Source organism: Streptomyces sp. NPDC059037 (genome assembly GCF_042740015.1).
Classification (GTDB): Bacteria; Actinomycetota; Actinomycetes; order Streptomycetales; family Streptomycetaceae; genus Streptomyces.
In genome coordinates this window covers 1-13,634 of the sequence record NZ_JBHYIG010000266.1, presented here as the reverse complement: position 1 = coordinate 13,634, position 13,634 = coordinate 1, and the positions used below count along the sequence as shown (strand labels likewise).

Sequence of the window (13,634 nt, the reverse complement as noted above, 5' to 3'; positions counted from 1 at the left end):
GTCACCGACTCACCCGCCGGGGCTCAGGCCGCCTGTGGTGTGGTCATGTGGCGGTTGCTGGGGGCCTCGGTGGCGCCGCGGCCCGCACGCCCCGACTTCTCCGTGTGGCCCGCCCGGGGTGAACTGACCGGCGACAAGGCCCTGTTGCGCCGCGCCCTCGCGGTGTGGGCGCGGCCCGGCGAGTCGGTACAGGTGTCCGCCACGCCCGGCACGGCGGCCGGCGCTCCTCCCGGCCCCGCGCAGCTGCTCTTCGCGGGCGACGTCGACGCGGCCCGGGTCGTGCTCCTCTACGACGGTCTGCGCATCGTGCGGTACGCCGAGCCGAAGGACGACACCAGCGGCGCCGCGCTCGACTTCGCGCGCGTGGACGGCGCGGGCAGCGCGGAGGCCGGTGCGGTGATCGTCAACCGCACCGACGGCAACGTCCGCTATCTGACGGCGCCTTGGGTGACGGGTGCGGCCGTCCGCGACCTGGTCAAGGGGTCCGCGGGCACCGCGCTCAAGCGGGACGAGTCCGGCGTCACCGAGCCCTTCGCCAGCCCCGCGCAGGCCAGTTCGTGCACGTCGTGGAACGCGCTGCAGCTGCGCGACAACTCCGGCACGGACCGCCTCTCCACCGACCTGGGCGAGCTCGTCCCCGCCCACCTGACGGCCGGCCGCCCGCAGGCCCCGCGCGAGGCCACCGCCGCGGACTGGTCCGCGACCGCGTGCTCCCTCTCCGCGGCCCGGTCGAACGGGGTGCGGACCGTGAACGCGTGGGCGTACGCGCGCCAGGCACTGCCCGAGGGCAACGGCCTCGCGCAGTGGGTGTGCACGCGAGCCGACACCTGGCGGGGCGGCGGGAGCCGGCTGCTCGCGCAGTTCCGGGCGCCGGGAACGGCGGCAGCCGCCGTCGTGGCGAAGGCGGAGGACGCGCCGGCCTGCGGCGGACGCGAGCCCGCGGTGCTCGCCGGGGTGCGCTGGAAGTCGCGGGGCGGGACCTGGTACCTGCTGGGCGCCGGCAGCAAGGAGGTCACGTCGGTCACCGCGTCGGGCGGCACGAAGGCGCCGGGCAACACGCTGGCCGCACCGGTCGGGCGAAGCGACCGTGCGGGCCTGAGCGGCAGGCTCACCGACGGCGGCAAGATCTCCACGCTGCGCTGAGGCGTGGCTGAGCGTGCTGAGGCGTCGTCGAGGCCCACCCCCGGCCCGCTTCACCCCAGCCGCTTCTCCAGCAGCAGCACCCCATAAGTGCTCCCGTCCGCCGCCACCTTCCCCGGCAGCTCCCCCACCACCGCGTATCCCGCGGCCTCGTAGTAGTCGCGCAGCCGGGGGTTGGACGTCACGCAGTCCAGGCGGCAGCGGTCGAGGCCCGCCTCGGCTATCCGTTGTTCCGCGCGGGCCAGCAGCGCGCGGCCCGTGCCGGCCGGGGCTCCGCGGCGGGTCATCAGCCGGTGCACATACCCGGCGACCGGCGGCTGGACGCCCCAGGCGGCCTCGTCCGCCCACCAGATCTCGTACGCCCCGGCGACGGCCGCGCCGTCGTACGCGAGCCAGACCTCGTCCGAAGCGATCCGCTGCCGGAAGTGCTCCTCGCCCTTCCCGCCCGGCTTCCACTGGTCGATGCCCCGCTCCAGCATCCAGCGCGCGGCGCCGTCGTAGAGAGCGACGAGGGTGGTGATGTCCTCCTCGTCGGCCGGGCGATGGGTCAGCCGCGCTGCGGCGTCCGTCGTCGTCATGGGGGAAATGTACGACGGGCGGCAGGTCAGGCCTGCTGCGGGGCCAGTTCGATCAGGCGGGTGATCAGCTCGGCGAACAGGCCGTCCGCCGGTTCATCGGCGAGCACCGCGCGGAAGATCTCCGCCATCTCCTCGTCGTACGCCGCGCTCACGGCGGCCAACGCCGCGAAGTCGTGCACCAGTTGGCGCTCCAGCTCGGCACGCGGAATGCGGCGTCCGTCGAGCCAGATCAGCGCCGTGGACTCGGCGAGCGAGATCCAGGATCGGACGACCAGCTCAAGCCGCGGGGGCGGGTCCGTGATCCCCAGCTGCATGAGGACTTGGACGTACGCCGCCTGGCGAACCGAATCGACCAGCGCGTTCGTCGTCGACGAGCCGACCGCGGGGCCGCCGCGCATCAGCGCGGAGAAACCCGGTCCGTGGCCGTCGACAAAATCGAAGAAGCGGCCCATCACACGCAGCAGACGAGCCCCCGGCGGGCCCTCCCGCGGCTCCACGAACCGCCCGGCGAGATCGTCGGCCGCACGCTGCAACGCCGCTTCGTACAGGCTGAGTTTGCCCGGGAAGTAGTGGTAGACCAGCGGTCGCGAGATGCCCGCGGCCGCCGCTATCTCGTCGATGGACACGTCATCGGGCGAGCGGTGGCTGAACAGGTCGAGGGCGACCCCGATCAGCTGCTGCCGCCGCTCTTCGACACCCATTCTGCGGCGCACCCCGGTAGTCATGCGAACACCTTACCGAGCGGATCCGGCCGCCCAAGGGGGCCGGTCCGCACCGACCGTTCACATCACCGCCCACAGCACCCCTCACGGCACCGCTCACAGGTCGAGGACGATGCGGCCGCGGCTCGCCCGCGACACACAGATCAGCATCGAGTCGGCGCGCTCCGCGTCCGTGAGCAGCTCGTCCCGGTGGTCGATCTCCCCTTCCAGGACCCGCTGTTGGCACGTTCCGCAGAATCCCTGCTCGCAGGAGTACAGGGTGTCGGGCAGCTCCGCGCGCACCGCGGCGAGGACCGTGGAGTCGGCAGGCACCTCGATCGTCCGTCCGCTGCGGCGCAGTTCGACCTCGAAGGATGCGTTGCCGTCCATGGACGTGTGCGGCGTGAACCGCTCCAGGTGCAGGTCGCAGCCCTCGGGGAGCGTCTGCGCGACCGCCTCCATCAGGCCCTCGGGGCCGCACACATGGACGGCGGTGCCGGGCAGCGCCCCCGAGAGGAAACCGGCCAGGTCAGGCCGGCCGCCCTCGTCGTCGGCGGCGACCGTGACCCGGCCGTCCACCGCCCCGCCCAGCTTCTCGACGTCCTCAAGGAAGGGCATGGAGGCACGGGACCGGCCCGCGTACAGCAGCCGCCAGTCGTGCCCCGCCGCGTCGACGGCCCGCAGCATCGGCAGGATCGGCGTGATGCCGATGCCGCCCGCGACGAAGACGTACCGCTGCGCGTCGGCGAGCGGGAAGCGGTTGCGCGGCCCGCGGATCTCGACCTCCACCCCCTCCTGAAGCTGCTCGTGCACCTCGCGCGAGCCGCCCCGGCCGCCCTGCTCCGCGCCGATGAGACGGGTCGCGACGGTGTACGAGGAGGTGTCCTCGGGGTCCCCGCACAGCGAGTACTGCCGGACGAGACCCGACGGGAGCACGAGGTCGAGGTGGGCGCCCGGCTCCCACGGCGGCAAGTCGTCGCCTTCCAGGCGCAGTTGTACGACACCGTCGGCGACCGTCTCGTGCCGGGTGACCAGGAGCCGCAGTGCGCGCGAGCGCGGGCGTCCCGATATCGGCTCCTCCAGGGCGGGCAGCGGCCACAGCGGCGATGCGTCGATGCGGCGCCGCATGGCCCGCCTGGCGAGGACGGCCGCGCCCGTGACGAGCAGGACGGTGCGGATGCGGGGCATGTCAGCGGGCTCCGTTCGTCGCGGCCTCGGCGGCGGTCGCCGCGGGCGATGAGGCGAGATAGGCGAGAGCCTGCTCGGTGCTGCCCTCCTGGGAGGGGTGGTAGCCGCGGCTCAGATAGCGCGGGATGGAGCGGATCATGTCCGGGGTCGTCGGCAGCGTGCCCTGCCGGCCGCTCTTGTAGAAGTCCTTGAACGAGGCCTTGCCGCCGATCAGCGTCGGGTCGTTCTCCATGAAGAACCGCGCCCCGCGCTGCCAGAGGAACACCAGGGCGGTGAAGGCCGTGGCCCAGGTCCTCGCGCGCCGCCGGTAGCTGCCGTCGACGTGCAGGAACAGCTCGAAGGCGACGGAGCGGTGCTCGACCTCCTCCGCGCCGTGCCAGCGCAGCAGGTCCAGCATGGTCGGATCGGCACCGCGCCGGTCCAACTCCTCCGCGTTCAGGACCCAGTTGCCGAGGAAGGCGGTGTAGTGCTCGATCGCCGCGATCATGGCGACGCGCTCCATCAGCCACCACTTGCGGGCCTTGCCCGGCGGCAGCGTCTTGTCACCGAGCAGCTTCTCGAAGAGCCAGTCGACCTGGGCGGTGTACGGCGTCGGATCGAGGCCCTGCTCCTTGAGGTGGGGCAGCACCTCGTCGTGGGCCTGCGAGTGCATGGCCTCCTGGCCGATGAAGCCGATCACGTCCTCGCGGAGCCGCTCGTCGCGTATGTACGGAAGGACCTGCTTGTACACATGGACGAACCAGCGTTCGCCGGCGGGCAGCAGCAGGTGGAGGACGTTGATCGTATGCGTGACGAAGGGGTCGCCCGGCACCCAGTGGAGCGGGGTGTTCTCCCAGGAGAAGGAGACTTTGCGTGCCTTGAGCGCGGTGTGCTCGGACGCGACGGGCTCGGGCACCCGGCTCTGCGTATTAGACATGGCGTCAATGTACTGATGGGTAAGTCTTCGGGTACAGGTGTGTGCAGGGGATTCTTGGGCGATTGTTCTGGAGGCCCGATGACAGCCGTCGGGGCCGCAACGCGACGGCGCTCTCGTGACCTTCGCCTTCCGCGCGGCGTTCATCGAGGTGTCCGCACCCCGCATCCCCGAGGGACTTCATGACCCAGCACGTCACGGCCGCCCTTCCCGCCGACGCCTCGTCCGACGCCGCCGAGCGCCGCGACTGGTGGCGCGAGGCCGTCATCTACCAGGTCTATCCACGGAGTTTCGCCGACGGCAACGGCGACGGCATGGGCGATCTGCCGGGCGTCACGACGCGCCTCCCGTATCTGCGGCGGCTCGGCGTCGACGCCGTGTGGCTCTCCCCCTTCTATGTGTCCCCGCAGGCCGACGCCGGGTACGACGTGGCCGACTACCGCGCGGTCGACCCGATGTTCGGCACGCTGCCGGACGCCGACGATCTCGTACGCGAAGCGCACGCGCTCGGCCTGCGGGTGATCGTCGACGTGGTGCCCAACCACTGTTCGGAGCAGCACGATTGGTTCACGCGGGCGCTGCGCGAGGGGCCGGGTTCGCCGTGGCGGGAGCGCTTCCACTTCCGTCCCGGCAAGGGCCCCGACGGCTCCGAGCCGCCCAACGACTGGGAGTCCGTCTTCGGCGGCCCGGCCTGGACGCGGGTGGCGGACGGCGACTGGTATCTCCACCTCTTCGCGCCCGAGCAGCCCGACTTCAACTGGGAACACCCTGCGGTGCACGAGGAGTTCCGCTCCGTCCTGCGCTTCTGGCTCGACCTCGGCATCGACGGCTTCCGCATCGACGTGGCGCACGGCCTGGTCAAGGCGGCGGGCCTGCCCGACATCGGCCACAGCGAGCAGGTGAAGCTGCTCGGCAAGCAGGCGGTGCCGTACTTCGACCAGGACGGCGTGCACGCGATCTACCGCGAGTGGCGCCGGATCCTCGACGAGTACGCGGGTGAGCGCGCGGCGGTGGCCGAGGCGTGGACGCCGACCGTGGAGCGCAGCGCGCTGTACATCCGCCCGGACGAACTGCACCAGGCCTTCAACTTCGAGTATCTGACCACCGGTTGGGACGCCGCCGCCCTTCGCTCCGTCATCGACCGCTCCCTCGACGCGATGAACGCCGTGCACGCGCCGGCGACCTGGGTGCTCTCCAACCACGACGTCGTACGGCACTCCACCCGCTTCGCCGACGGCGACGCGGCCCGCGGCCTGCGCCGGGCCAGGGCGGCGACGCTCCTGATGCTGGCGCTGCCCGGCTCCGCCTACCTGTACCAGGGCGAGGAGCTCGGCCTGCCGGAGGTCACCGAGCTGCCGGACGAGGTGCGCCAGGACCCCGCGTTCTTCCGTACGGCGGGGCAGGACGGGACGCGGGACGGGTGCCGGGTGCCGCTGCCGTGGTCCGGGGAGCGGGCGCCGTTCGGCTTCGGTCCCGTCGAGGGCGGCCCGAGCTGGCTGCCGCAGCCGGACAGCTGGAAGGACCTGTCCGTGGCGGCCCAGGAGGGCGACCCCGGCTCCACCCTGGAGTTCTACCGCCGTGCGCTCGCCGTGCGCCGCGAGCACCCGGCGCTCGGCGCGGGCCACCAGGTGGAGTGGCTCGACGCCCCCGACGGCGTCCTTGCCTTCCGCCGTACGACGCCCGGCGGCACGTTCGTCTGCACGGTGAACCTCACCTCCGAAGCCGTCACCATCCCCACGCCCGGCACCGTGCTCCTGTCGAGCGCGGACCTGGATCCCGCCTCCGCGGAAGCGAGCGTCCCGGCGGATTCGGCGGTCTGGTGGGCAGCCTGAGATGTGACCGGTACAGTCCAATCCTGTGACCGCGCGACTGGCCGACATCGCAGCGCAGGCGGGGGTCAGCGAGGCAACGGTCAGCCGGGTGCTCAACGGCAAACCGGGCGTCGCCGCGGCCACCCGCCAGTCCGTGCTTGCCGCACTCGACGTGCTCGGCTACGAACGTCCGGTGCGGCTGCGGCAGCGCAGCGCGGGCCTCGTCGGCCTGATCACCCCGGAGCTGGAGAACCCGATATTCCCCGCGCTCGCCCAGGTCATCGGGCAGGCCCTGACCCGCCAGGGGTACACACCGGTCCTCGCCACACAGACCCCGGGCGGCTCCACGGAGGACGAGCTGACGGAGATGCTCGTGGACCGCGGCGTCAGCGGCATCATCTTCGTCTCGGGCCTGCACGCCGACACCACGGCCGACATGGGGCGCTACGACCAGCTGCGCGCGCAGGGCGTGCCGTTCGTCCTGGTCGACGGCTTCTCCCCCAAGGTGCGGGCGCCCTTCATCTCGCCGGACGACCGCGCGGCGACCCGCCTCGCGGTCACCCACCTCGTCTCCCTCGGTCATACGCGCATCGGGCTCGCCCTGGGCCCGAAGCGGTTCGTGCCCGTACAGCGGAAGATCGAGGGCTTCGTACGCACGATGCGGGAGCAGCTGGCACTGCCCCCCGATGCGATCGAGTCGGAGCTCGTCGAACACTCGCTGTACACGCTGGAGGGCGGACAGGCAGCGGCGTCCGCGCTCCTGGACCGCGGCTGCACGGCCGTCGTCTGCGCCAGCGACATGATGGCGCTGGGGGCGATACGGGCGGCGCGGCAGCGCGGCTTGGAGGTCCCGGACGACGTCTCGGTGGTCGGTTTCGACGACTCTCCCCTGATCGCGTTCACCGATCCGCCGCTGACGACGGTGCGCAAACCGGTGCCTGCCATGGGTCAGGCGGCGGTGCGTACACTCCTCGAGGAGATCGGCGGCACCCCCGCTCCGCACAGTGAATTCGTGTTCCTGCCCGAACTGGTGGTTCGAGGTTCAACGGCCTCTGCCCCTGGGGGACGAACTCGTCCATAGGGCGTAGGGAATGCGACCTGAACCAGACCTTGGGATGATCGGGCATAGGGTGGGAATCTGGCAGACTCTGTGCCTATGGGTGAGATGACGTGACGACACTGGAAGGCCGGGAGCGGCCCACCACATCACCCAATGCGGGCGAGGAGACCGACCGCACGGGGCGGGTATTCCTGGGCCGGTTGCGCACGCCGCGGCGCCCGCGGCTCTGGTTCGAGATCCTGCTGATCGCGGTGAGTTACTGGACGTACTCCCTGATCCGCAACGCCGTGCCGGAACAGAGGTCACAGGCCCTGCGCAACGCCGACTGGATCTGGCAGGTGGAGCAGAACCTGGGTCTTGCCGTGGAGGAGAGCGTCAACCACGCGGTGAACTCGGTGACATGGCTCATCGTCGGCATGAACTACTACTACGCGACGCTGCATTTCGCGGTGACGCTGGGTGTCCTGGTGTGGCTGTTCCGCAGTCATCCGGGACGCTACGCGGCCACCCGCCTCGTGCTCTTCGCGACCACCGCGGTGGCCCTGGTCGGCTACTACCTGTATCCGCTCGCACCGCCGCGCCTGATGAACGGCAACGACTTCATCGACACGGTCCTGGTCCACCAGACCTGGGGCTCGATGGCCTCCGGCGACCTCAAGCACATGTCGAACCAGTACGCGGCGATGCCCTCGATGCACATCGGCTGGTCCCTGTGGTGCGGTCTGACGATCTTCGCCCTGGCGTCGGTGCCGTGGGCGAAGGTGCTCGGCCTGCTCTACCCGACGGTGACCCTGGTCGTGATCGTGGCCACCGCCAACCACTTCTGGCTGGACGCGGTGGGCGGCATGATCTGCCTCGCGTTCGGCTTCGCGGTGGCGTGGGTCTGGTACGGCAGCATGCCGTACGCGCTGCCGAGGCAGATCGCGGCGCGGGGCGAGCGGGCCGCCCTCGCCCCACCCCTGAAGGCCTGAGGCCCGGCCTCAGGCCTCCCGGTGCGTGAGGTGCCCTTCCCATCACGGTCAGCCGGACCGGTGCCTCGGCCACCTCGTCGGCGGGCGCCGCCACCGGATCGAGGCCGAAGGCCGTCAGATCCGCCCGGAAGCCGGGGGCGATCCGCCCCGCCACCGCCGCCTCACCCGCGGCGATCGCGGCGTGCGAGGTACAGCCTTCGAGCGCCTGGAGCCCGGTGAGCCCCTGCGCGGGGCCGGCCGCCCCGCGGGGGACCCTCGCGGTCGCGAGCACCTGACGGACGTCGTAGTGCGCGATGGGCCAGTCGGAGCCCAGGGCGACCACCGCGCCCGCGTCCCGCAGATCCCGTGTCCGCCAGGCCCGCGCGGCCCGCTCGCCGCCGAGCCGCTTGGACCACTCGTCGGTGTGGTCGGCCCGCGTGTAGGCGGTGTGCGGCGGCTGCATCGAGGCGATGACGCCGAGCTCCGCGAACCTCGGCACCGTGTCGTCGGGCACGGTCTCGATGTGCTCGATCCGGTGCACGAGGCGCCCGCTCGGGCCGAGCCCCGCGACGGTGTCGAGCACGTGGCGCACGGCGGTGTCCCCGATGGCGTGGGTCGCCGTCCTGGGACGAGTCGCTCGCCGCCTGGGCCCGCTCCTACCGCGCCGCGTTCGCGGCCCACCCGAGGGCCATCCCGCTCCTGATGACGTCGCCGGTGCGGGCCCCGCGCGTACTCGACCAGTACGAGCGCGCGGTCACGCTGCTGCTTGGCGTGGGGTTCGGCCTCGCGGACGTCATGCCGGTGATCATCGCCCTGGAGAACACGGTGCTCGGCTCGGCGCTCGACCTGGCGGCGCCGGAGGCGATGTGGGAGCTGCCGGACGAGACGACGACGCCGCGTCTTGCCGAGGCGCTCGACGCCGCGCCGGGCGGCCGCGCCGACCGGGCCTTCGAGCTGGCCCTCGCCGCGTTCCTCGCCCATGCGCGCGCCATGCTCTGACCGCGAAGGCGCCAGTGGCCGCGGAGCCGCGGAGCCGCCCGGGGTCACGCCCCGTAGAAGCGCTCCTCCACGACGGCCCGCGCCCGCCGCGTGATCCTGCGGTAGTCGTCCAGCATGTCGCCCACGTGCCCGGGGTCGTAGCCCAAGTACCGTCCCACGGCGGCCAGTTCGCGGCCGTCCGAGGGGAAGGTGTCTCCGGCGCGGCCACGGACCAGCATCACCGCGTTGCGCACCCGCGTTGCGAGCACCCATGCCTCGTCGAGGATCGCCGCGTCCTCGACCGGGATCAGCTCGGCCGCGCAGGCCGCCGCAAGGGCCTCGCGGGTGCGGGTGGTGCGCAGGCCGGGTTCGGCCCAGCCCTCCTCCAACTGCAGGAGCTGGACGGTCCATTCGACGTCCGAGAGACCGCCGCGGCCCAGCTTGGCGTGCAGCGTCGGGTCGGCGCCGCGCGGCATCCGCTCGGCCTCCATACGGGCCTTGAGGCGGCGGATCTCACGGACCGCGTCCTCGCCGAGGCCCTCGGCCGGATAGCGCAGGGGGTCGACCAGGTCGATGAAGGCGCGGCCCAACTCGGCGTCGCCCGCGACCGGTTCGGCCCGAAGCAGCGCCTGGGACTCCCAGACCAGGGACCAGCGGCGGTAGTAGGCCTCGTACGACTTGAGCGTACGCACCGGGGGGCCGCTCCTGCCCTCCGGGCGCAGGTCCGCGTCGATGAGCAACGGCGGGTCGGACGAGGGCAGTTGGAGCAGCCGGCGCATCTCGGAGACCACCTTGGCGGCGGCCTTCGCGGCCTCCTGCTCGTCGGCCCCCTCGCGGGGCTCGTGGACGAACAGGACGTCGGCGTCCGAGCCGTAGCCCGGTTCGTGGCCGCCGAAGCGGCCCATGCCGATGACCGCGAAACGGGTGGGCAGCTCCTCGCCCCAGCCCTCGCGGACCACAGCGCGCAGGGTGCCCGCGATCGTCGCCGCGGTCAGGTCCGAGACCGCGTCGCCCACCAGGTTCACCAGCGCGCCCGGGTCGGCCTGCGCGGGATTCTCCTCGGTGCCGTACGAACCGATGATGTCGGCGGCGGCGGTGCGGAACAGTTCACGGCGGCGGACGCCACGAGCCGCCGTCACCGCCTGCTCGGCGCCGTCCGCACGGCCCACGGCGGCGAGGACCTCCTGCTCCAGGTGGGCGTGGTCGCGCGGTTCCAGGCCGCGGGGGTCGCCGAGGAGGGCGACCGCCTCGGGGGCGCGCAGCAGAAGGTCGGGGGCCAGGCGGCCCGCGGACAGGACGCGGGCGAGGTTCTCGGCCGCCGCGCCCTCGTCCCTCAACAGCCGTAGATACCAAGGGGTCTTGCCCAGGGCGTCGGACACCTTGCGGAAGTTCAGGAGGCCCGCGTCGGGGTCCGCCGAGTCCGCGAACCAGCCGAGCAGGACCGGAAGCAGGGTGCGCTGGATCGCCGCCTTGCGGGTGACGCCGGAGGCGAGCGCCTCCAGGTGGCGCAGGGCCGTCGAGGGGTCCGCGTAGCCGAGGGCCACCAGGCGTTCGCGGGCCGCCTCCGCGCTCAACCGGATCTCGCCGGGGGCGAGTTGGGCCACGGCGTCGAGGAGCGGGCGGTAGAAGAGCTTCTCGTGCAGGCGCCGCACGACCGAGGTGTGCCGCTTCCAGGCGCGGTTCAGCTCGGTGATCGGTTCCGTCCGCATGCCCAGGGAGCGGCCGATGCGCCGCAGGTCGGCGTCGTCCTCCGGGATCAGATGCGTGCGCCGCAGCTTGAAGAGCTGGATGCGGTGCTCAAGGGAGCGCAGGAAGCGGTAGGCGTCGTCGAGCTGGACGGCGTCGACCCGGCCCACATAGCCGCCGGCGGCCAGCGCGCCGAGTGCCTCAAGGGTCGAGCCGCTGCGCAGTGACATGTCGCTGCGCCCGTGCACCAACTGCAGGAGCTGTACGGCGAATTCGACGTCCCGCAGGCCGCCGGGGCCCAGCTTCAGCTCGCGGTCGACCTCGCCCGCCGGGATGTTCTCGACGACCCTGCGGCGCATCTTCTGCACGTCGGGCACGAAGTTGTCGCGCTCGGCGGCGTGCCAGACCAGCGGGGCGAGCGTGGCGACGTACTCCGCACCGAGCTCCAGGTCACCGGCGACCGGGCGGGCCTTGAGCAGCGCCTGGAACTCCCAGGTCTTCGCCCAGCGCTGGTAGTAGGCGAGGTGGCTGCTCAGCGTGCGCACGAGGGGGCCGTTGCGGCCTTCGGGACGGAGGTTGGCGTCGACCGGCCAGATCGTGCCCTCGACCGTGGTCTCCGAGCAGATCCGCATCATGTGCGAGGCGAGCCGCGTCGCGGCCTGCAGCGCCTTGCCCTCGTCGGCGCCGTCGGCCGCCTCGCCCACGAAGATCACGTCGACGTCCGAGACATAGTTCAGCTCGTGGCCGCCGCACTTGCCCATCGCGATGACCGCGAGCCTGCACTGCGCGGCGTCCGCGGGCGCCGCCGTCCCGGCCATGGCCAGGGCCGCACGCAGCGTCGCCGTCGCCAGGTCGGCGAGCTCGGCGGCGGCCTCGGCGACGTTCGTCGTGCCGCACACGTCACGGGCCGCGATGGCGAGCAGACAGCGGCGGTAGGAGACCCGGAGCGAGACCGGGTCGGTGGCGTCGGCGAGGCCGCGCTCGAACTCCTCGACGCCGGGGTGCAGATCGGCCGCCTCGTATGTGACCAGGGCCTGCCAGTCACCGGGGTGCCGGGCCAGATGGTCGGCGAGGGCCTCGGAGGCGCCGAGCACGCCGAGCAGCCGGTCGCGCAGCGGCTTGGCGCTGACCAGGGTGTCGAGCAGTTCGCGGCGGCTCGTCTCGTCCGGCTGCGCCTCGACGAGCCGGACCAGACCGAGCAGCGCCAGGTCCGGGTCGGCGGCCTCGCCCAGGGCGTCGAAAAGCAGCGGGTCGGAGCGCAGCGCGGCCAGCTCGGGGGCGCCGAGCAGCCGCTCGGCGGCCGACGGGTCGGTGAAACCATGCCGCAGCAGCCGCGTGAACGTACTGCTTCTGCGCCCTTGCGGCACCGTCATGCGCGCCTCCGTTCGATCACTCCTCGCCCGAGCCTACGGCCTCACCGATGAGTTCCGCCCGCGTGCGCGGTCCGTACTTGGACGGGAGCATGGTGGCGGTGACAGGAGGCGGGACATGACCGGCAGGGAACCGCGTACCGAACTGGACACCCGGTACAGCAGCCAGGGTGCGTCCGCGACGCCGTGGCCCGACGCGCTGCGGCAGCTGCGCGCGGCCGAGCTCTTCTGGATCTCGACCGTACGTCCCGACGGGCGCCCGCACGTCACCCCGCTGCCCGCGGTGTGGCTGGACGGCGCCCTGCACTTCGCGACGGGCCCCGATGAGCGCAAGGCGAGGAACCTCGCGGCCAACCCCGAGGTGGTCCTCACCACCGGCGTCAACCTCTGGGACAAGGGCCACGACCTGGTCGTCGAGGGCGCCGCGGTCCGCGTGACCGACGAGGACCGGCTGCGGGTGCTCGCGGCGGCCTGGGAGGAGAAGTACGGCAGCTTCTGGCACTACGAGGTGCGCGACGGCTGCTTCCACCACGGGGCCGGCCACGCGTACGTCTTCGAGGTGGCACCCCGCACCGCCTTCGGCTTCGGCAAGGGCGAGCCCTTCAGCCAGACGCGCTGGCGCTTCACGTGACCGAGCGTCATCCAGTTCACCCCGCCCGGCTCCCGCTGTTCCTTCGCGATGATGTCCGGGATGCCGCCCGTTCAGGAGGCTCCGGCTCCACTTTCGGAGCGCCGATGACGGCTTGCGCGGCAACGCTGACAAGGCCCGTACGCCCTGGTGTACTCGGCCCATGGAATACACACTCGAGGTGATCCCGCTCCCCGTCAGCGACGTCGACCGGGCCAAGGAGTTCTACCGCGACAAGCTCGGCTTCCACGTGGACATCGACACGGAGGTCATGCCGGGCATGCGCATCGTCCAGCTGACCCCGCCGGGCTCCGGCTGCTCCATCGCCCTCGCCGACACGCTCTGGGACACGATGGACGGGCCGACCCCGGCCGCCGGCTCCTACCAGGGCCTCCAACTGTGCGTCTCCGACGCGAAGGCAGCGCATGCGGAGCTGACGGCGCGGGGTCTCGACGTCTCCGAGCCGGTGGCTCATGCGCCGCAGGACGGCGGCACGTTCATGTACTTCAAGGACCCCGATGGCAATGGCTGGGCCATCCAGGAGTACCGCGTGCGGGCGACGACGCCTCTGCGGGATGCGCGTGTCAGCGCCCCGTCGGGGCGCGGGGACCTGCGCGCGCACCCGACCAAC

10 protein-coding genes and 3 pseudogenes are annotated in these 13,634 nt (G+C 72.3%); 7 read left to right on the top strand and 6 right to left on the bottom strand.

Annotated elements, in window-relative coordinates:
* Window positions 1-1,143 (top strand): annotated as a pseudogene (locus ACFWY6_RS36675) (hypothetical protein); the annotation flags it as partial.
* 50 nt (window positions 1,144-1,193) lie between these two features.
* Here ACFWY6_RS36675 and ACFWY6_RS36670 read toward each other — a convergent pair.
* From ACFWY6_RS36670 to ACFWY6_RS36655, 4 genes are all read right to left on the bottom strand, one after another.
* Window positions 1,194-1,718, bottom strand: a complete 525-nt coding sequence (locus tag ACFWY6_RS36670) for a GNAT family N-acetyltransferase (RefSeq protein WP_384699907.1) — start codon at window positions 1,716-1,718, stop codon at window positions 1,194-1,196.
* A gap of 26 nt (window positions 1,719-1,744) precedes the next feature.
* Entirely contained in the window at window positions 1,745-2,443 is a 699-nt protein-coding gene (locus ACFWY6_RS36665; RefSeq protein WP_384699905.1) for a TetR/AcrR family transcriptional regulator, read from the bottom strand.
* A 93-nt stretch (window positions 2,444-2,536) separates the two neighbouring features.
* A complete protein-coding gene (locus ACFWY6_RS36660) occupies window positions 2,537-3,607 on the bottom strand; it encodes a PDR/VanB family oxidoreductase (protein WP_384699903.1) in 1,071 nt (356 codons plus the stop codon).
* Window position 3,608: 1 nt separating this feature from the next.
* Entirely contained in the window at window positions 3,609-4,523 is a 915-nt protein-coding gene (locus ACFWY6_RS36655; protein ID WP_384699901.1) for a metal-dependent hydrolase, read from the bottom strand.
* A gap of 179 nt (window positions 4,524-4,702) precedes the next feature.
* On the opposite strand from ACFWY6_RS36655, the gene ACFWY6_RS36650 reads away from it, so the two are divergent.
* From ACFWY6_RS36650 to ACFWY6_RS36640, 3 genes are all read left to right on the top strand, one after another.
* Entirely contained in the window at window positions 4,703-6,352 is a 1,650-nt protein-coding gene (locus tag ACFWY6_RS36650) for a glycoside hydrolase family 13 protein (protein ID WP_384699899.1), read from the top strand.
* Between the two features lie 25 nt (window positions 6,353-6,377).
* Window positions 6,378-7,412, top strand: coding sequence for a LacI family DNA-binding transcriptional regulator (locus tag ACFWY6_RS36645; protein WP_384699898.1), 1,035 nt, complete (start codon window positions 6,378-6,380; stop codon window positions 7,410-7,412).
* 89 nt (window positions 7,413-7,501) lie between these two features.
* Complete coding sequence (locus tag ACFWY6_RS36640; RefSeq protein WP_384699896.1) at window positions 7,502-8,362, top strand: phosphatase PAP2 family protein; 861 nt, start codon at window positions 7,502-7,504, stop codon at window positions 8,360-8,362.
* Between the two features lie 9 nt (window positions 8,363-8,371).
* Here the strand turns inward: ACFWY6_RS36640 and ACFWY6_RS36635 are convergent.
* Window positions 8,372-8,966: pseudogene (locus tag ACFWY6_RS36635) on the bottom strand (amidohydrolase family protein); the annotation flags it as partial.
* On the opposite strand from ACFWY6_RS36635, the pseudogene ACFWY6_RS36630 reads away from it, so the two are divergent.
* Window positions 8,966-9,340, top strand: a pseudogene (locus ACFWY6_RS36630) (TetR/AcrR family transcriptional regulator C-terminal domain-containing protein); the annotation flags it as partial. The pseudogenes ACFWY6_RS36635 and ACFWY6_RS36630 overlap by 1 nt on opposite strands.
* 44 nt (window positions 9,341-9,384) lie before the next feature.
* Here ACFWY6_RS36630 and ACFWY6_RS36625 read toward each other — a convergent pair.
* On the bottom strand, window positions 9,385-12,378 hold the full coding sequence (locus ACFWY6_RS36625) for a bifunctional [glutamine synthetase] adenylyltransferase/[glutamine synthetase]-adenylyl-L-tyrosine phosphorylase (protein WP_384699894.1): 2,994 nt from the start codon (window positions 12,376-12,378) through the stop codon (window positions 9,385-9,387).
* Window positions 12,379-12,493: 115 nt separating this feature from the next.
* Between ACFWY6_RS36625 and ACFWY6_RS36620 the strand changes: the two genes are divergently transcribed.
* Complete coding sequence (locus tag ACFWY6_RS36620) at window positions 12,494-13,006, top strand: pyridoxamine 5'-phosphate oxidase family protein (protein ID WP_361824245.1); 513 nt, start codon at window positions 12,494-12,496, stop codon at window positions 13,004-13,006.
* Between the two features lie 160 nt (window positions 13,007-13,166).
* The coding region (locus ACFWY6_RS36615) for a VOC family protein (protein WP_384699892.1) at window positions 13,167-13,634 on the top strand (468 nt) is incomplete at its 3' end.

Bases quoted from the DNA above. Each gene is read 5' to 3' on its own strand.
- ACFWY6_RS36670 (WP_384699907.1), bottom strand. From the start codon at position 1,718: ATGACGACGACGGACGCCGCAGCGCGGCTGACCCATCGCCCGGCCGAC.
- ACFWY6_RS36665 (WP_384699905.1), bottom strand. From the start codon at position 2,443: ATGACTACCGGGGTGCGCCGCAGAATGGGTGTCGAAGAGCGGCGGCAG.
- ACFWY6_RS36660 (WP_384699903.1), bottom strand. From the start codon at position 3,607: ATGCCCCGCATCCGCACCGTCCTGCTCGTCACGGGCGCGGCCGTCCTC.
- ACFWY6_RS36655 (WP_384699901.1), bottom strand. From the start codon at position 4,523: ATGTCTAATACGCAGAGCCGGGTGCCCGAGCCCGTCGCGTCCGAGCAC.
- ACFWY6_RS36650 (WP_384699899.1), top strand. From the start codon at position 4,703: ATGACCCAGCACGTCACGGCCGCCCTTCCCGCCGACGCCTCGTCCGAC.
- ACFWY6_RS36625 (WP_384699894.1), bottom strand. From the start codon at position 12,378: ATGACGGTGCCGCAAGGGCGCAGAAGCAGTACGTTCACGCGGCTGCTG.
- ACFWY6_RS36620 (WP_361824245.1), top strand. From the start codon at position 12,494: ATGACCGGCAGGGAACCGCGTACCGAACTGGACACCCGGTACAGCAGC.